20 protein-coding genes are annotated in these 17,994 nt (G+C 59.0%); 16 read left to right on the top strand and 4 right to left on the bottom strand.

Annotated elements, in window-relative coordinates; genetic code table 11:
* The first annotated feature begins 6 nt into the window (after nucleotides 1-6).
* From TM5383_RS14105 to TM5383_RS14030, 16 genes are all read left to right on the top strand, one after another.
* A complete protein-coding gene (locus TM5383_RS14105; RefSeq protein WP_058319689.1) occupies nucleotides 7-351 on the top strand; it encodes a hypothetical protein in 345 nt (114 codons plus the stop codon).
* A gap of 130 nt (nucleotides 352-481) precedes the next feature.
* The gene (locus TM5383_RS14100) at nucleotides 482-892 is read left to right on the top strand and encodes a DUF5333 domain-containing protein (protein WP_058319688.1); all 411 of its coding nucleotides are present in this window, start codon (nucleotides 482-484) and stop codon (nucleotides 890-892) included.
* Between the two features lie 6 nt (nucleotides 893-898).
* Entirely contained in the window at nucleotides 899-2,917 is a 2,019-nt protein-coding gene (gene nuoG, locus TM5383_RS14095; RefSeq protein ID WP_058319687.1) for an NADH-quinone oxidoreductase subunit NuoG, read from the top strand.
* Nucleotides 2,917-3,318 (top strand): YNQ4 family lipoprotein, encoded by a 402-nt coding sequence (locus TM5383_RS14090; RefSeq protein WP_143570231.1) that lies wholly within the window; start codon nucleotides 2,917-2,919, stop codon nucleotides 3,316-3,318. Before nuoG ends, TM5383_RS14090 begins: the two co-directional genes overlap by 1 nt.
* A gap of 7 nt (nucleotides 3,319-3,325) precedes the next feature.
* Nucleotides 3,326-4,363, top strand: a complete 1,038-nt coding sequence (nuoH, locus tag TM5383_RS14085) for an NADH-quinone oxidoreductase subunit NuoH (RefSeq protein WP_058319686.1) — start codon at nucleotides 3,326-3,328, stop codon at nucleotides 4,361-4,363.
* 3 nt (nucleotides 4,364-4,366) lie between these two features.
* Nucleotides 4,367-4,861, top strand: a complete 495-nt coding sequence (nuoI, locus tag TM5383_RS14080) for an NADH-quinone oxidoreductase subunit NuoI (RefSeq protein ID WP_058319685.1) — start codon at nucleotides 4,367-4,369, stop codon at nucleotides 4,859-4,861.
* Nucleotides 4,862-4,887: 26 nt separating this feature from the next.
* A complete protein-coding gene (locus TM5383_RS14075; RefSeq protein ID WP_058319684.1) occupies nucleotides 4,888-5,304 on the top strand; it encodes a DUF4259 domain-containing protein in 417 nt (138 codons plus the stop codon).
* Nucleotides 5,301-5,723: a carboxymuconolactone decarboxylase family protein gene (locus TM5383_RS14070; protein ID WP_058319683.1), complete on the top strand. Its 423-nt coding sequence runs from the start codon at nucleotides 5,301-5,303 to the stop codon at nucleotides 5,721-5,723. The genes TM5383_RS14075 and TM5383_RS14070 overlap by 4 nt, the downstream gene beginning before the upstream one ends.
* Nucleotides 5,720-6,328 (top strand): NADH-quinone oxidoreductase subunit J, encoded by a 609-nt coding sequence (locus TM5383_RS14065; RefSeq protein WP_058319682.1) that lies wholly within the window; start codon nucleotides 5,720-5,722, stop codon nucleotides 6,326-6,328. The genes TM5383_RS14070 and TM5383_RS14065 overlap by 4 nt, the downstream gene beginning before the upstream one ends.
* A 154-nt stretch (nucleotides 6,329-6,482) precedes the next feature.
* The gene (nuoK, locus tag TM5383_RS14060) at nucleotides 6,483-6,788 is read left to right on the top strand and encodes an NADH-quinone oxidoreductase subunit NuoK (protein WP_058319681.1); all 306 of its coding nucleotides are present in this window, start codon (nucleotides 6,483-6,485) and stop codon (nucleotides 6,786-6,788) included.
* A gap of 5 nt (nucleotides 6,789-6,793) precedes the next feature.
* Entirely contained in the window at nucleotides 6,794-8,986 is a 2,193-nt protein-coding gene (gene nuoL, locus TM5383_RS14055; RefSeq protein WP_058319680.1) for an NADH-quinone oxidoreductase subunit L, read from the top strand.
* Complete coding sequence (locus tag TM5383_RS14050) at nucleotides 8,986-10,554, top strand: NADH-quinone oxidoreductase subunit M (RefSeq protein ID WP_058319679.1); 1,569 nt, start codon at nucleotides 8,986-8,988, stop codon at nucleotides 10,552-10,554. The genes nuoL and TM5383_RS14050 overlap by 1 nt, the downstream gene beginning before the upstream one ends.
* 17 nt (nucleotides 10,555-10,571) lie before the next feature.
* A complete protein-coding gene (gene nuoN / locus TM5383_RS14045; protein WP_058319678.1) occupies nucleotides 10,572-12,020 on the top strand; it encodes an NADH-quinone oxidoreductase subunit NuoN in 1,449 nt (482 codons plus the stop codon).
* Between the two features lie 131 nt (nucleotides 12,021-12,151).
* Entirely contained in the window at nucleotides 12,152-12,937 is a 786-nt protein-coding gene (locus TM5383_RS14040; protein ID WP_058319677.1) for a biotin--[acetyl-CoA-carboxylase] ligase, read from the top strand.
* Nucleotides 12,938-12,956: 19 nt separating this feature from the next.
* Nucleotides 12,957-13,736 (top strand): type III pantothenate kinase, encoded by a 780-nt coding sequence (locus TM5383_RS14035; RefSeq protein WP_058319676.1) that lies wholly within the window; start codon nucleotides 12,957-12,959, stop codon nucleotides 13,734-13,736.
* Nucleotides 13,733-15,403 carry a ribonuclease J gene (locus tag TM5383_RS14030; RefSeq protein ID WP_058319675.1) on the top strand — a complete coding sequence of 557 codons (1,671 nt, stop codon included), beginning with the start codon at nucleotides 13,733-13,735 and terminating at the stop codon, nucleotides 15,401-15,403. The genes TM5383_RS14035 and TM5383_RS14030 overlap by 4 nt, the downstream gene beginning before the upstream one ends.
* A 56-nt stretch (nucleotides 15,404-15,459) precedes the next feature.
* On the opposite strand, the gene TM5383_RS14025 is transcribed toward TM5383_RS14030, so the two are convergent.
* The 4 genes from TM5383_RS14025 to tatB form a co-directional block, all read right to left on the bottom strand.
* A complete protein-coding gene (locus tag TM5383_RS14025; RefSeq protein WP_058319674.1) occupies nucleotides 15,460-15,675 on the bottom strand; it encodes a hypothetical protein in 216 nt (71 codons plus the stop codon).
* A gap of 85 nt (nucleotides 15,676-15,760) precedes the next feature.
* On the bottom strand, nucleotides 15,761-16,558 hold the full coding sequence (locus TM5383_RS14020; protein WP_058319863.1) for an ATP-binding protein: 798 nt from the start codon (nucleotides 16,556-16,558) through the stop codon (nucleotides 15,761-15,763).
* 60 nt (nucleotides 16,559-16,618) lie between these two features.
* Nucleotides 16,619-17,536, bottom strand: a complete 918-nt coding sequence (gene tatC / locus TM5383_RS14015) for a twin-arginine translocase subunit TatC (protein ID WP_058319673.1) — start codon at nucleotides 17,534-17,536, stop codon at nucleotides 16,619-16,621.
* A gap of 9 nt (nucleotides 17,537-17,545) precedes the next feature.
* Nucleotides 17,546-17,992 carry a Sec-independent protein translocase protein TatB gene (gene tatB / locus TM5383_RS14010; RefSeq protein ID WP_058319672.1) on the bottom strand — a complete coding sequence of 149 codons (447 nt, stop codon included), beginning with the start codon at nucleotides 17,990-17,992 and terminating at the stop codon, nucleotides 17,546-17,548.
* Nucleotides 17,993-17,994 lie beyond the last annotated feature (2 nt).

Here is a 17,994-nt window from a genome sequence, read left to right as displayed (position 1 = left end):
TCTGAGATGCGTATCGCAATGATCTGTTTGATGGGCGCTATGGCGCTGTCGGGATGTGACTGGGCACGGAACGTGACCAGCACCAAGAACCGTACGCTGTTTGACGGTCAGTATTTTCCGACGCGTTTGTCCTCGGATCGTGGCGATCGTACCTCTTTTAGCATCACTGTAGATCGCGTTGCGCAGGGGCTGGGCCCGGCGCGGGATGCGGGACGTTACAGCGCCACTAAGCACTGTGTCGAATTCTTCGGCAATTCCGATGTCGTCTGGACCCATGGCCCCGATGTTCCGGATGCAGAACTGGTTCTGGAAAACGGCAAAATGATCCTGACAGGACGTTGCGACGTATGATTAAAAGTGTCGTCATATCAGCGGCTTGGGCAGCGTGTTATTGCATAACACAGCCCTGCGCCCGCATCTCTGCCGCGACGGGGGCCGTTTTCGGCGCCCCGATGTCGCGTGCGATCAAAGGAGATGTTTCATGCGTATGACGAACTTGGCTGCCACTGTTGTTGTCACCACTGTCTTGCTGGCCACGTCGGCCACGCCGAAACCGCATCTGCGTGAGGTGGCAGAAATTGACGATAACATGCTGTGGGTCGCCTTGGCGGTCGAGATTTCGGATGAATGTGACGAAATCAGACCCCGCACCCTAAAAGGTTTGGCTTTCTTGAATTCGTTGCGTTCGCGCGCCAAGGCGCTCGGCTACAGCCGCGACGAGATCAAAGCCTATGTAGACAGCAGCGCCGAAAAGGACCGTATGCGCGGTCGTGGCGAGGCTTATGTAAAATCCAAGGGGCTTGACCCCGCTCAATCTGATGACCTGTGCAGCCTCGGCCATGCCGAGATCGCAGCGCGCAGTCAGATTGGAGTCCTGTTGAAAGCTAAGTGAGGCAAGATGACCGACCTACGCAAAATCGTCATTGACGATCAGGAGATCGAAGCAGAGGGCGCGATGACCCTTATTCAGGCCTGTGAACAGGCTGGGGTAGAGATCCCGCGTTTCTGCTACCATGAGCGTCTGTCGATTGCTGGCAACTGCCGCATGTGTCTGGTCGAAGTTGTAGGCGGCCCGCCGAAACCGGCGGCCTCCTGCGCGATGCAGGTGCGTGATCTGCGCCCGGGTCCCGAAGGCCAGCCGCCGGTGGTGAAAACCAATTCGCCCATGGTCAAAAAGGCCCGCGAAGGCGTGATGGAATTCATGCTGATCAACCACCCGCTGGATTGTCCGATCTGCGACCAAGGTGGCGAATGCGATCTGCAGGATCAGGCGATGGCCTACGGCATGTCCGGCACCCGCTTCACCGAAGGCAAGCGTGCGGTGGATGACCTGAACCTCGGCCCGCTGGTGTCTACCGCGATGACCCGTTGCATCAGCTGCACCCGCTGCGTGCGCTTCACCACCGAAGTGGCGGGCATCACCCAGATGGGCCAAACCGGTCGCGGTGAGGATGCCGAGATCACCAGCTATCTGAACGAAACGCTGGACAGCAACCTGCAGGGCAACATCATCGATCTGTGCCCGGTTGGCGCGCTGACCTCGAAACCCTATGCTTTCACCGCCCGCCCGTGGGAACTGACCAAGACCGAAACCATCGACGTGATGGACGCGCTGGGGTCGAACATCCGTGTGGACACCAAAGGCCGCGAAGTGAAACGCATCCTGCCGCGCAACCATGATGGCGTGAACGAGGAATGGATTTCCGACAAAACCCGCTTTGTCTGGGACGGTCTGCGCCGTCAGCGTCTGGATACGCCTTACATCCGTGAAAACGGCAAGCTGCGCAAAGCAGGCTGGGGCGAGGCGCTGGCCGCTGTCGCCACCGCGATGAAGGGCAAGAAGGTTGCCGGTCTGATCGGTGATCTGGTGCCGGTAGAGGCGGCGTTCGCGCTGAAAAACCTGATCGAAGGTCTGGGGGGCAATGTTGAATGCCGCACCGACAAGGCGCGCCTGCCGATCGACAGCCGTTTTGGCTATGTTGGCAACGCGTCGATCGAAGATATTGATGAGGCTAAGTTCATCCAGTTGATCGGCACCAACCCGCGCGATGAGGCGCCGGTGTTGAACGCCCGTATCCGCAAGGCATGGCTGAACGGTGCCAATGTTGGTCTGGTCGGTCCCGCTGCGGATCTGACCTATGACTATGCGCATGTGGGTACGGATCGTGCTTCGCTGGAAAGTCTGTTGGGCAAAGAGCATGGCGCCGTGAAAGACGCACCGTCTGTTGTGATCGTCGGGCAGGGCGCCCTGCGCGAGGCCGACGGTCTGGCCGTGATGGCAGCCGCACAGAAACTGGCCGAAGAAACCGGTTCCAAGCTGATGGTTCTGCACACCGCCGCGTCCCGCGTGGGTGCGATGGATGTGGGTGCCGTGACCGAAGGTGGCGTAGATGCTGCCACTGACGGGGCCGAAGTGGTGTTCAACCTCGGCGCAGATGAGATCGAAATCGCGCCGGGCGCCTTTGTGATCTATCAGGGCAGCCATGGTGATCGCGGTGCGATGCGTGCCGACGTGATCCTGCCCGCAGCGGCCTACACCGAAGAAAACGGTCTGTTTGTGAACACCGAAGGCCGCCCGCAGCTGGCGCTGCGCGCTGGCTTCGCCCCTGGTGAGGCCAAGGAAAACTGGGCCATCCTGCGGGCATTGTCGGCAGAACTGGACGCAACCCAGCCATGGGACAGCCTTGCGCAACTGCGTCAGGCGTTGGTGGCTGCAGTGCCGCATCTGGCGAAGGTGGATCAGGTTGCTGACAACGAATGGGTTGCACTGCCGCTCGACAAGCTGGGCAAGGCTGATTTCCTGCCTGCAGTGAACGATTTCTACCTGACCAACCCGATTGCCCGCGCCTCGTCTCTGATGGCAGAGCTGTCGGCAGGGGCCAAGGCGCGCAAAACAAACGCGATGGCGGCCGAATAATGATCCGCACCGCGCTCATATCCCTGATCACGGTTTCGACCGTGGCCGCCTGTCAGGCGCAGCCTGACGCGCGGGTTGAGGCAGAGGCCCCGCGCCCTGTCTACAAAGGGGTTGAGACGCGGTTGCTGGACGGGGATCTGGTCAGCTTCGTTGTCGCTATGCAAGGCGGCGAAGGGCCACGACATGTAGAGGATTATGCGAAATGCGCCGCTGCGCAGTATACGCTGATCCGTGGATATAGTTTCGCGCGGCACGTCCGCACGAATGTAGAGCAACAAGGCGGCCTGTGGCGGGCGGATGCGGTTTACACCATTTCCCCCGACCTGCCGCGCGGCGCACGCACCATCGACGCAGAAACCGTCGTCGAGGCCTGTGCCGAAAACGCAATACCGACGGTGTGAGGACCTAATGGCAGAGTTTTTTACCACCCCCCTCGGAATAGCAGTCATCATCGTGGCGCAATGTCTTGCCGTTGTGGCCTTTGTGATGATCTCCCTGCTGTTTCTGGTTTACGGCGACCGTAAGATCTGGGCCGCTGTGCAGATGCGCCGTGGCCCCAACGTGGTGGGCGCCTTTGGCCTGCTGCAATCGGTGGCGGATGCGCTGAAATACGTGATGAAAGAGGTGGTTGTGCCCGCTGGTGCGGACAAGCCGGTCTTCTTCCTCGCGCCGCTGATGAGCTTTGTTCTGGCGATCCTCGCCTGGGCGGTGATCCCGTTCAACGACGGCTGGGTGCTGAGCGACATCAACGTCGCGATCCTGTTTGTTTTCGCCATCTCCTCGCTAGAGGTTTACGGCGTGATCATGGGCGGCTGGGCGTCAAACTCCAAATACCCGTTCCTCGGCTCGCTGCGGTCGGCAGCACAGATGATTTCCTACGAGGTATCGCTGGGGCTGATCATCATCGGCATCATCATCTCGACCGGGTCGATGAACTTCGGTGACATCGTACGTGCGCAGGACGGCGATTACGGCTTCTTCAGCTGGTACTGGCTGCCGCACTTCCCGATGGTGTTCCTGTTTTTCATCAGTTGTCTGGCGGAAACCAACCGCCCGCCGTTCGACCTGCCCGAAGCGGAATCCGAACTGGTGGCCGGTTATCAGGTGGAATACTCCTCCACCCCGTTCCTGCTGTTCATGGCCGGTGAATACATCGCCATCTTCCTGATGTGTGCGCTGACTTCGCTGTTGTTCTTTGGTGGTTGGCTGTCGCCGATCCCCGGCCTGCCGGATGGTGTGCTGTGGATGGTGGCGAAAATGGCCTTCTTCTTCTTTATCTTCGCAATGGTGAAGGCGATCACGCCGCGTTACCGCTACGACCAGCTGATGCGCATTGGTTGGAAAGTGTTCCTGCCGCTGTCGCTGGGCTGGGTGGTTTTGGTCGCGTTCCTTGCAAAATTCGAAGCTTTCGGCGGCGCCTATGCCCGCTGGGCGATTGGAGGTTAACCCATGGCTAACGTTGATTACAAACGGGCCGCAGGCTACTTTCTGCTGAGCGATTTCGTCAAAGGGTTCAAACTGGGGCTGAAGTATTTCTTTGCTCCCAAATCCACCCTGAACTACCCACACGAAAAGGGCCCGCTTAGCCCACGTTTTCGTGGTGAACACGCGCTGCGTCGGTATCCCAACGGCGAAGAGCGCTGCATCGCCTGTAAACTGTGCGAAGCGATCTGTCCGGCACAGGCGATCACCATCGACGCGGAACCCCGCGACGACGGTTCGCGCCGCACCACCCGCTATGACATCGACATGACCAAATGTATCTACTGCGGTTTCTGCCAAGAAGCCTGTCCGGTAGACGCAATTGTCGAAGGCCCGAACTTCGAGTTTGCGACCGAAACCCGCGAAGAACTGTTCTATGACAAGGCAAAACTGCTGGAAAACGGTGAACGCTGGGAAGCAGAGATCGCGCGCAATCTGGAACTGGACGCGCCGTATCGCTAACGCGACGGCAGAGAGAGGAAACGACCATGGGCGCTATGGGTGTTGGCACATTTGAAGACGATACTGCTCTCGACTGGCTCGAAGAGGAGTATGCAGGCGCGGGCGTAGAAGCTGTACGCGCTGCCCTTCAGGATGTGGCAGATCTGGAGCCTGGGGATTACCTCGACCTCGACATGGGATCGGCGGCCCGCGCTGCGGCAGAGATTGTTGCGCTGGCCTTTGATGCCGGTGGTGATCTGGGATCCGACGTTGCAGAAACAGTTGGCGAACACGCCGATCAGGTGGCCGAACATGACGACCTGCCCGCGATGGCACTGGTTGCACTGGCGCGGATCAGCGGGGATGCGTCCGAAATGGCCGTACTGTGGGCCGATAGCGGCGATAGTGCCGCATGGGATGACGCGATGGCCGATCTGGTGGCGCGTTTGGAGGGCGTTAAATGAACGACACCCCCAACAATCCTTTTGAAATGATGATGAAGCAGGCGCAGCAGATGGCCAAAGCCATGAACCCTGCGCTGGAAAACTTCAGCCCGCAGGATGCGTTCAAAGGATATGAGGCGCTGTGGCCCACCATGCCCAAAGACTTCATGGAGATGATCTTTGGCCGTGGCCTCAGCCAATCAGGGCTGGACGCCAAGACACGCCTGCTTTTGACCCTTGCCGGTCTGACCATGCAGGGCGCACAGAATGAAACGGGTCTCAGGATGACAGTGCGCCACGCACTGGAAGCCGGGGCCAGCAAAGACGAAATCGCCGAAACCATCGCCCAGATGTCGATGTTTGCCGGCATACCCGCCATGACCAAGGCAATGGAATGTGCCCGCGAAGTCATGGCTGACAAAGAGGACAAAGAAACATGACGATTGCTGCGCTGGCTTTCTACCTGTTCGCCATCTGCGCCGTGACCGGCGGGCTGTTCACCGTGATCAGCCGTAACCCGGTGCATTCGGTGCTGTGGCTGATCCTGGCTTTCCTCAGCTCTGCAGGGCTGTTCGTGCTGCTGGGTGCCGAATTCGTCGCGATGTTGCTGATCATCGTTTACGTCGGCGCCGTGGCGGTTCTGTTCCTGTTTGTGGTGATGATGCTGGATGTCGATTTCGCCGAGCTGAAGGCAGAGATGGCGAAATACATGCCCATCGCACTGCTGATCGGTGTGGTCCTGCTGATGCAATTCGGTCTGGCCTACGGCGCATGGGATTACGCAGAACACGCGCTGGAAAACCGTGCGGCTGTGGCGCCTGCGGATATGCAGAACACCGCTGCGCTGGGTTTGCTGCTGTATGACCAATACTTCCTGCTGTTCCAGCTGTCGGGTCTGGTTCTGCTGGTTGCGATGATCGGTGCGATCGTCCTGACCCTGCGCCACCGCACCCACGTCAAACGCCAGAACGTTCTGGCCCAGATGTGGCGCGATCCGACTGAGGCGATGGAGCTGAAGGACGTGAAACCGGGGCAGGGGTTGTAACCCACGCCCGCGCGTGCCGGAGGTGATCCGGCACCTTGCCCGCAGGGGCAGAAGATACGGGCGCGTATAGAGACGCGCTAAAAATAAGAGGCCCCGAGCCAAGATCGGGGCGCGATGAAATAAACGACGATGGGGCAAACCCCGAGGGACTGACATGATTGGACTAGAACATTACCTGACGGTGGCCTCCGCGCTGTTCGTCATCGGCATCTTCGGTCTCTTCCTGAACCGGAAGAACGTCATCATTCTGCTGATGAGCATCGAATTGATGCTTCTGTCGGTGAACATCAACCTTGTGGCTTTCTCCAGCTTCCTGGGCGATCTGGTTGGTCAGGTCTTTACGCTGTTTGTGCTGACCGTTGCGGCAGCTGAAGCAGCGATTGGTCTGGCGATCCTGGTCTGCTTCTTCCGCAACAGCGGCACGATCGCTGTGGAAGACGTCAACGTGATGAAAGGCTGATCCAGATGGAAAAGATTATCCTCTTTGCGCCCCTCGTCGGGGCGCTCATTGGCGGGTTCGGCTGGCGCTATATCGGTGAAAAGGGCGCGCAAGTCCTGACCACTGGCCTGCTGTTCCTTGCTGCACTTCTCAGCTGGATTGTGTTCCTGACCCACGACCCGTCGATGGCGAAACACATCCATATTCTGGATTTCATCAACTCCGGCGACCTGCAGACCGCTTGGTCGATCCGTCTGGATCGCCTGACCTCGATCATGCTGGTTGTTGTAACCTCGGTCTCGGCGCTGGTGCACCTTTATAGCTTTGGCTACATGGCGCATGACCACGCGTGGAAAGAGGGCGAACATTACAAGGCACGTTTCTTTGCCTACCTGTCGTTCTTTACCTTTGCGATGCTGATGCTGGTCACCTCTGACAACCTTGTTCAGATGTTCTTTGGCTGGGAAGGTGTGGGCGTTGCGTCCTACCTGCTGATTGGTTTTTACTACAAGAAACCCTCGGCCAACGCTGCAGCGATCAAAGCGTTTGTTGTGAACCGCGTGGGGGATTTCGGCTTTGCGCTGGGGATCTTTGGCCTGTTCATGCTGACCGGCAGCATTGAATTCGAAGCGATCTTCGACAAGGCGCCCGAGCTGGCGGAAACCAACCTGCACTTCCTGTGGCGCGATTGGAACGCGGCGAACCTTCTGGCGTTCCTGCTGTTCATCGGTGCGATGGGTAAATCAGCTCAGCTGCTGCTGCACACCTGGCTGCCTGACGCGATGGAAGGCCCGACACCTGTGTCGGCACTGATCCACGCGGCCACCATGGTGACCGCTGGTGTGTTCCTTGTCTGCCGCATGTCGCCGCTGATGGAATTAGCGCCTGAGGCCACGGCCTTCATCACCTTCCTTGGCGCGACCACCGCGTTCTTTGCCGCCACTGTTGGTCTGGTGCAGAACGACATCAAACGTGTGATCGCCTATTCGACCTGTTCGCAGCTGGGCTACATGTTTGTGGCTGCGGGTGTTGGCGTTTACTCGGTCGCGATGTTCCACCTGTTCACTCACGCCTTCTTCAAGGCTATGCTGTTCCTTGGCGCGGGCTCCGTGATCCACGGCATGCACCACGAACAGGACATGCGCAACTACGGCGCCCTGCGCAAGAAGATGCCGCTGACCTTCTGGGCGATGATGATCGGTACGCTGGCCATTACTGGCGTTGGCGTTCCGCTGACCACCATTGGTTTCGCAGGCTTCCTGTCCAAGGATGCAGTGATCGAGGCCGCTTATGCTGGCACCAATGGCGGCTACGCCTTCTGGATGCTGGTGATCGCAGCGCTGTTCACCTCTTTCTATAGCTGGCGTCTGATGTTCCTGACCTTCTACGGTGAACAGCGTGGGGACAAACACACCCACGAACACGCCCATGAAAGCCCGACCGTCATGCTGATCCCGCTGGGTGTTCTGGCCATTGGTGCGGTTCTGGCCGGTATGGTCTGGTATAACGTCTTCTTCGGCAAGACTGAGAAGGTCGCACAATGGTTCGGCGTTCCCTACCACGCCGAAGAACATCACGCCGAAGGCCACGACGATCATGGTAAAGATGGGCACGGCAAAGATGGTCACGCAATGGCCAAAGACGGTCATGATGATCATGCGAAGGACGATCACACCAAAGACGATCACGCCATGGCGAAGGACGATCATAGCAAGGACGGGCACAGCAAAGACGCCAAGCCGCATTACGTACTGGCCGGCAAACCCGGTGAGGGCGCGATCTATGCAGGCGTCAACAACGACGTGTTGAACGAGGCGCACTATGTCCCCAAATGGGTCAAGATCAGCCCGTTCATCGCCATGCTGACCGGCTTTATCGTCGCACTGTGGTTCTACATCTGGAACCCGTCGATGCCTGCACGTGTGGCGGCGGCGAACCGTCCGCTGTACCTGTTCCTGCTGAACAAGTGGTACTTTGACGAAATCTACGACGCCATTTTCGTGAAACCCGCCCAGGCACTGGGCCGGTTCCTGTGGAAACGCGGCGACGGCACCGTGATTGACGGCTTCCTCAATGGTGTGGCGATGGGCATCGTGCCCTTCTTCACCCGCCTCGCAGGTAAGGCGCAGTCCGGCTACATCTTCACTTATGCCTTTGCGATGGTGGTTGGCATCGTCGTACTGATTACCTGGATGACGCTCAGCGGAGGGGCGCACTAATGACTGACAGTTTGCTCTCTCTGGTCACATTCATTCCGACGCTGGGGGCGGTCATTCTGGCCATCTTCCTGCGCGGTTCGAATGCCGCAGCACAGCGCAACGCCAAATGGGTGGCGCTGGTGACCACGGTTGTCACCTTTCTGGTGTCGCTGTTCATTCTGGCCGAATTTGACCCACAGAACACCGGTTTCCAGTTCGTCGAAGAACGCGACTGGGTGCTGGGCCTGAAATACCGTCTGGGTGTTGATGGCATCTCGGTTCTGTTTGTGATGCTGACCACGTTCATGATGCCACTGGTGATCTGGGCCAGCTGGGATGTGTCCAAACGGGTGAAGGAATACATGATCGCCTTCCTCCTGTTGGAAACGCTGATGCTGGGCGTCTTCATGGCGCTGGATCTGGTGCTGTTCTACCTGTTCTTTGAGGCAGGCCTGATCCCGATGTTCCTGATCATCGGTATCTGGGGCGGTGCGAACCGGATTTATGCCTCGTTCAAGTTCTTCCTCTACACCTTCCTCGGTTCGGTTCTGATGCTGGTGGCGATGGTCGGCATGTATGTAGATGCAGGCACCACCTGTATCGCGGCCTGTGGTGAAGCAACCTCGTTGATGACGCACAGCTTTGCTTCTGAAAGCTTCGACATTCTGGGCATTCACGTTGTCGGTGGTATGCAGACGCTGCTGTTCCTGGCCTTCTTTGCATCGTTCGCGGTGAAAATGCCGATGTGGCCAGTGCACACCTGGCTGCCGGATGCCCACGTTCAGGCGCCGACTGCGGGGTCCGTGGTTCTGGCGGCAATCCTGCTGAAAATGGGCGGCTACGGTTTCCTGCGTTTCAGCCTGCCGATGTTCCCCATCGGGTCGGACGTTCTGACCCCGCTGATCCTGTGGATGTCGGCGATTGCGATTGTCTACACCTCGCTTGTGGCACTGGTGCAGGAAGACATGAAAAAGCTGATCGCCTATTCGTCGGTGGCACACATGGGCTATGTGACCATGGGTATCTTTGCCGCCAACCAGCAGGGCATTGACGGTGCGATTTTCCAGATGATCAGCCACGGCTTCATCTCGGGTGCGCTGTTCCTGTGTGTGGGCGTGATCTACGACCGCATGCACACCCGCGAGATCGACGCCTACGGTGGTCTGGTCAACCGGATGCCGGCCTATGCGTTGATCTTCATGTTCTTCACCATGGCCAACGTCGGCCTGCCGGGCACCTCTGGCTTCGTCGGTGAATTCCTGACGCTGATGGGCATTTTCCAGGTCAACACCTGGGTGGCGGCGATCGCGACCTCTGGCGTGATCTTCTCGGCGGCCTATGCGCTGTGGCTCTACCGCCGCGTGGTGATGGGCGACCTGATCAAGGAGAGCCTCAAGACCATCAGCGACATGTCGGGCCGTGAGCGCGCGATCTTTGCGCCGCTGGTCGTGATGACCCTGCTCTTGGGCGTTTACCCATCGCTGGTCCTCGACATCATCGGTCCCTCGGTAGAGGCGCTGATCCAAAACTATGAACTGGCCCTTGCGGAGGCACCGAGTGCTGCCACCGCTGCGGTCCAGTCGCACTAACGGGAGCCCTGAGAGAGATGATCCAGGCTGATCTGAACATTATCCTGCCGGAAATCCTGCTGGCGGTTTACGCGATGGGCGCACTGTTGTTTGCGGTCTACACCGGCAAGGACCGGCTGGCGCCGCTGCTGACGTGGGTGACTGCCGCTGTCTTCGTTGTGCTGGGCCTGTGGGTTGCCACCGGATCCGGTGACCACATCGCCTTTAACGGCATGTTCAACGACGACGGTTATTCCCGTTTCGCCAAGGTTGCGATCCTGTTCTCCAGCGCGGCTGTGCTGGTGATGGGGCAGGACTACATGTCGCGTCGCGATATGCTGCGGTTTGAATACCCAATGCTGATGGCGCTGGCCGCTGTTGGTATGATGGTGATGGTCTCCGCCGGTGACCTGATGGCGCTGTACCTTGGCCTGGAACTGCAGTCGCTGGCGCTCTACGTGATCGCGTCGCTGCGTCGTGACAGCGTGAAATCGACCGAGGCGGGCCTGAAATACTTCGTCCTCGGCTCGCTCAGCTCGGGTCTGTTGCTGTTCGGTTCGTCGCTGGTTTACGGCTTCTCCGGCACCACGCAGTTTGCCGGTATTATCGAGGCAGCAGGCCACGGCCACACCTCTCTGGGTCTGCTGTTCGGTCTGGTGCTGGTGATCTCTGGCCTTGCCTTCAAAATCTCCGCCGTGCCGTTCCACATGTGGACCCCGGATGTGTACGAGGGCGCGCCGACCCCCGTGACCGCCTTCTTCGCCACCGCACCGAAAGTGGCGGCGACCGTACTGTTCGCCCGTGTGCTGCATGATGCCTTTGGTGGTGTGGTGGCCGACTGGCAGCAGGTGGTTGCGGTTCTGTCGCTCTTGTCGATGTTCCTTGGCGCAGTTGCTGCAATTGGTCAGCGCGACATCAAACGTCTGATGGCCTATTCGTCGATCGCCCACATGGGGTATGCGATGATGGGTCTGGCCGCTGGCACCGCCTTTGGCGTGCAGGCGCTGCTGATTTACATGGTGATCTATGTGACCATGAACATCGGTACCTTCTCTTTCATCCTGATGATGGAAAAAGACGGCCAACCGGTGACCGACATCAATGCGCTGAACATGTATGCGAAACGCGAACCGGGCAAGGCGCTGGCGATGCTGGTTCTGCTGTTCTCCCTCGCAGGTGTGCCGCCGATGGTGGGTTTCTTCGGCAAGTTCTACGTGCTGCAAGCCGCCTATGAGGCAGGCCTGATCTGGCTGGCGGCGCTGGGTGTTGTGGCCTCGGTCATTGGTGCCTTCTACTACCTGCGCATCGTTTACTACATGTATTTCGGTGATGAGGCAGAAGAGGGTCTGGACAAGGCCGGCACGCCTGTTCTGTGGGTCTTGCTGATGGCATCGGCTGCGATCATCGGTCTGGCATGGCTGCCTGGCATCAACCTGCTGGGTGTTGAAGCCTGGGCCGAAGCGGCGGCTGCCGCGCTGGTTAACTGATCCGCGCCTTTGACGCGCTAACATCATAAGGACGCGCATCGGGTAGCCCTGATGCGCGTTTTTCGTTAGAGGGATGAGGGTTTCCGCCTCCGGCGGGAGTATTTGGGGAACATTGAAAGGCAGTGCCTGACATGCAGGACAGTTTGGATCACACAGCAAGCGCGCTGCCGGATGGGTGGCCTACAGGCTACGGTCGCCGTGTGCTGGCAGAAATTGACAGCACCAACGCCGAAGCGGCGCGCGTGGCGCCGCAGCTGGCGGGGCCGGAATGGATCATGGCGCTGAAGCAAACCGCGGGCCGGGGGCGGCGCGGGCGTGCCTGGGTGAACCCTGTGGGCAACTTCGCCGCCACTTTGGTGCTGCAGCCCAAGGAAAGCCCAGAGGTTGTTGCGCTGCGCTCCTTCGTGGCGTCGCTGGCGCTGTACGATGCGTTTGCGGCGGTCACAGGCCGTCCGCAGGGGTTGAGCCTGAAGTGGCCCAATGACGTGCTGCTGAATGGTGGCAAGGTGGCGGGCATCCTGCTGGAAAGCGTCGGCACCGGTGGGCAGGTCATGCACATCGGCATCGGCATTGGGGTGAACCTGAAGGCAGCGCCCGGCGCTGATCAGGTGGAAGAGGGCGCTCTGCGGCCTGTATCACTACTGTCTGAAACCGGCGCTGCGGTCACACCGGATGAGTTTCTGACCGAGCTGGCCCGTGCCTATGCCCATTACGAGGCGCAGTTTACCACCTACGGGTTTGAGCCGATCCGCACCCTGTGGTTGGCCCGCGCCGCCCGTCTGGGTGAGGTGATCACCGCACGAACGCTGCGTGACGAACAGGTCGGCACGTTTGAGACGGTGGACGTGGCAGGCAATCTTGTCCTATCCACCGCCAAGGGCCGCGTGACCATCGCAGCGGCCGAGATTTTTTTCTAAAGGGGTAGGGAGAGGCCTCATGCTTCTGACCATTGATTGCGGCAATACCAACACCGTGTTTTCGATCTGGGACGGGACAGAGTTCCTGTGCACCCTGCGCACGTCGACCCACCATGCACGGACTGCTGATGCCTATTTCACCTGGTATTCGACGCTGATCAATCACTATGGGATCAAGGCAGATATCACCGATGTGATCATCTCCTCCACCGTGCCACGCGTGGTGTGGAACCTGCGCGTGTTTACTGACCGTTTCTTCAACTGTCGCCCGCTGGTGGTGGGCAAGCCCGACTGCCTGTTGCCGGTGGCACCACGCGTTGATCAAGGCACCCAGCCGGGGCCAGATCGTCTGGCCAATGCGGTTGCGGCCTATGATCGCCATGGCGGCAATACCGTGGTTGTCGATTTCGGCACCGCCACCAACTTTGACGTGGTGGCAGAGGATGGCGCCTATGTGGGTGGCGTGATCGCCCCCGGTGTGAACCTCAGCCTTGAGGCGCTGCACTCCGGCGCGGCGGCATTGCCGCACGTTGATGTCAGCCAGCCTGAGCGCGTTATTGGCACCAATACGGTGGGCTGCATTCAATCTGGCGTCTTCTGGGGCTATACTGGTCTGATCGAAGGCATCATCAGCCGAATCAAGGCAGAATACGGTCGTCCGATGAAGGTTGTGGGCACTGGTGGCCTTGCGCCCTTGTTTGAAAAGGGCGATCACCTATTTGACACCATCGAAGATGACCTGACCATGCACGGCCTGACCGTGATCCACAAATACAACAAGGACCAAGGCAACATATGAGCAGCCAGCGCCTTATCTATCTCCCCCTCGGTGGCGCGGGTGAGATCGGAATGAACTGTTACGTCTACGGCTACGGCCCCGAGGATCAGGAGCGCTTGATCCTTGTGGATCTGGGCGTGACCTTCCCGGATATGGACGGCACCCCGGGTGTGGACCTGATCCTGCCCGATATCGCGTGGCTGGAGGAGCGTAAGGATCGCCTTGACGCTATCTTCATCACCCACGCACATGAGGACCACGTTGGCGCGGTTGGCCACCTGTACGAACGTCTGGGCGCGCCGATCTACGCCCGTGCGTTCACCGCCAATATCGCCCGCCACAAGCTGCGCGAATATGGCTATTCCGACGACGTGGTACGTACCGTGTCGCCACTGCCCGAAAGCATCAAGGCAGGTGAGATGGAAGTGGCGTTCCTGCCAATGTCGCATTCGATCCCCGAAAGCTCGGCGTTGATCATCGACACGCCAAAGGGCCGCTTGATCCACACCGGTGACTTCAAACTGGATAAAACGCCGGTTGTGGGCGAAGCCTACGATCCCGATCTGTGGGCCACTGTGTCCAAGAACGGCGTCAAAGCGCTGATCTGTGACAGTACCAACGTGTTCAGCCCCGTCGCTGGCCGCTCTGAGGCATCGATCGGGGATGAGATCACATCGCTGGTGGCAGAGGCGCCTGGCATGGTGGTGGCAACCACCTTTGCCTCGAACGTCGCACGGGTGAAAACACTGGCTGAGGCCGGCGTGCGGGCAGGGCGGTCGATCTGCCTGATGGGCCGCGCCATGCGCCGCATGATTGAGGCGGCGATCACCACTGGTGTGCTGGCTGATTTCCCCAAAGTGGTCAGCGTCGAAGAGGCGCGTGAGATCCCGCGCGAAAACTTGATGCTGCTGGTGACCGGATCGCAGGGCGAACGCCGCGCGGCCTCGGCCCAGCTGGCGAACGGCAAATACCACGGTATCAGCCTGAAAGAGGGCGATCTGTTCCTCTTCTCCTCCAAGACCATTCCGGGCAATGAACGCGGTGTGATCCGCATCATGAACCAGTTTTCGGAAATGGGTGTGGATGTGGTTGACGATCACGGGGGCCGCTACCACGTGTCGGGCCACGCCAACCGCCCCGATCTGATTGAGATGCACAAGCTGGTGCATCCCGAAATGGTCATCCCTATGCACGGCGAACACCGTCATCTGCGCGAACACAGCAAGCTGGCGGAAACCAACGGCTATGCCTCCACCATCGCGGTGAACGGCACCATGCTGGAACTGTCCGGCGATGCGCCGCGTGTCTGTGGTTTTGTTGATACGGGCCGCACCTATTTGGATGGCTCGGTGCAATATGGCGCGCTGGACGGCATTGTGCGCGACCGGATCCGTATGGCGCTGAACGGTCATGTGCTGGTCACCGTCATTCTGGATGAGGACAACGAACCGCTGGGCGATCCGTGGTGCGAGCTGAAAGGTCTGGCCGAAACCGGCAAGTCGAACGCGCCGCTGGTCGATGTGCTGGAGGCGGACCTGAGCCAGTTCATGGGCCGTGCCTCGCAGCGCACCTTGGATGATGACGACAAGCTGGAAGATGAGCTGCGCAAAATCACCCGCCGCAGTGCTCAGATCGAGATTGGCAAAAAGCCTGAGGTCACCGTGGTGATTTCCCGCCTGTCGGCGTGATGTGATCTAGTGGTTTTGAAAGAATGAGAAAGGCGCCCCTTTGGGGCGCCTTTTTGTTAGCGGAGCTGCCGCCAGCCATCACTAGGCTTGATTTCAAAGAACAGCCACAAGATTGCTATGGATCCAAAGGGTGACCAAAGAACAGAAATAATCCACCAAGGCCAAGGACTATGACCGCGTCTGCGTGCCATGTCACCGATGTGCGCGAACAGTGCATAGACCGCGTAGAAAAATATCAAAATAAATAAAAAAGCGACAATTGTATCGAGCATAGATGTGTTCTCTGAGATGCGCCTTTTCTGTTGCCAGAAAAGGCGAAGGCCAAATCTGTGTCAGATTTGGCCCCCGGTTCCTTAATTAGCTGATCGCCACACCACGCCGCCCGGCGAGGTCGGTGAAATACTGCCAGGCCACGCGACCCGACCGCGCGCCACGGGTGGCCTGCCATTCGATGGCCTCTGCCCAAAGCGTGTCTTCGTCAATCTCGACCCCGTAGGCCTTGCAGTAGCCACGGATCATGTCGAGGTAGTCGTCCTGCGAACAGGGGTGGAAGCCCAGCCACAGACCAAAACGATCCGACAGCGACACCTTTTCCTCCACCGCCTCGGCGGGGTTGATGGCGCTGGAGCGTTCGTTTTCAATCATATCGCGTGGCATCAGGTGACGACGGTTGGAAGTGGCATAGAACACCACATTCTCAGGCCGCCCTTCGATACCGCCGTCCAGAACAGCCTTCAGCGATTTATAGTGCTGATCATCATGACCAAAGCTCAGGTCATCACAGAACAACAGAAACCGCGCATCAGAGGTGCGTAGCAGGTTCATTAGCCGCGACACGCTTGGCAGATCCTCACGCTGCAGCTCCACGATTTTCAGGTCATGCCCCTGACGCAGAACCTCGGCATGGATCGCCTTCACGATGGAGGATTTGCCCATCCCACGCGACCCCCAGAGGAGGGCGTTGTTCGCAGGCAACCCTTTGGCAAATTGCAGCGTGTTGGCCAGCAGCGTTTCGCGGGTGCGGTCAACACCCACCAGCAGCGACAGGTCCACACGGTTTACCTTGGCCACCGGTTCCAGACGGTCCGGCTCCACATGCCACACAAAAGCATCGGCAGAGCCAAAGTCAGGTGCAGAAAGAGGCGCCGGAGCCATACGCTCCAACGCCTCTGCAATACGTTTAACGGTCTTTTTCACGGGGTATTCCCTAACGACTTACTTATTTTCAGTGTCCTGTTCAGACGCTTCCAGTTCCGCATCATCATAGGCTTCTTCTTCGTCATCGTAGTAACCTTCGGCGCGCAGCTGAGCTTCGCGTTTGGTTTCCACGCGGGCCACAAGGAAGATCGAAATCTCATAGAGGCCGTAAACCACAGTGAAGAGGATCAACTGCGTGGTCACATCCGGCGGGGTCACCAGTGCGGCGACAGTCAAGATGCCAACAACCGCGTATTTCCGCGTGTTGCGCAGACCAGCGGCGGAAGCCAGACCGGCCTTGCCCATCAGGGTCAGCAGCACAGGCAACTGGAAACACAGACCAAAGGCCACGATCATCTTCAACGTGATGTCGAGGCTTTCGTTCACCTTGCCGTTAAAGACGATGTCGATGCCCTGACGCGCGGTTTCCAATGACCCCTCAATCTCTTCACCCACCAGAATGGCAGACACGAAGGACGGGAAATCCGCAAAGCCCAGGAAAAACGCCATCGCCAGTGGGATCACCACATAATGCGAAAACGCCGCACCCAGCAGGAACAGGGCAGGCGATGCGATCAGGAAGGGCAGGAAGGCGGATTTTTCGTTCTTATACAGACCCGGCGCCACAAAGCGCCACAGCTGGTAGGCGATGACCGGAAAGGACAGCACCAGACCACCCACCATCGAGATGCGGATCAGGGTAAAGAAGTATTCCTGCGGCGCGGTGTATTGCATCACCGGATTGGGGTTCCCCAGCGCGCGCATCGTCTTTTCGATCGGTTGCAGCAGGAAATCCAGCAGCTGACCGCCAAAGGTAAAGCAGATCACCATACCGACAACAAAGGCCAGCACAGACCGGATCAGACGGGTGCGCAGTTCGGCCAGATGCTCAATCAGCGGGGCGCTGGAATCTTCCAGCTCTTTCGTGTCGCTCATGGCGGTTCCTTAGCCCTTTTCTTTAGGCTCTTCAGCGGCTGGTGCTTCCGACGCTGCGGCTTCTGCAGCGGCGGCGGCAGCTTCGGCGTCGCGACGGGCCTGTTCCTTGGCGGCGGTTGCCTCTTGGATCTTGCGGGCCGCTTCGGCGCGGTCTTCGGATAGGGGCTCACTGCCTTCGGATGGGGACCAGTCGGTCAGGCTGTCAGTTGCCTCTTTGACCTTGTCCATGCCGAATTGCGCAGGATTGCTGGCCGCTTTCAGGGTTTGGCTCACGTCCTTGACGCCTGCCTCATCCGCAGCCTGTTCCATTGCGCGGCTGAACTCTCGTGCCATACCGCGTGCTTTGCCCACAAATTGCCCGACCGAGCGGAACAGCCCGGGCAGGTCTTTGGGGCCTACGACAATCAACGCCACAACGCCGATGATCAGCAGTTCGCTCATGCCCAGATCGAACATGG

Origin of the sequence: Thalassovita mediterranea (assembly GCF_001458435.1) — a bacterium.
GTDB lineage: Bacteria > Pseudomonadota > Alphaproteobacteria > Rhodobacterales > Rhodobacteraceae > Thalassobius > Thalassobius mediterraneus.
The sequence above is the reverse complement of the archived record's forward strand: the minus strand, read 5'-3'. Positions and strand labels throughout refer to the sequence as shown.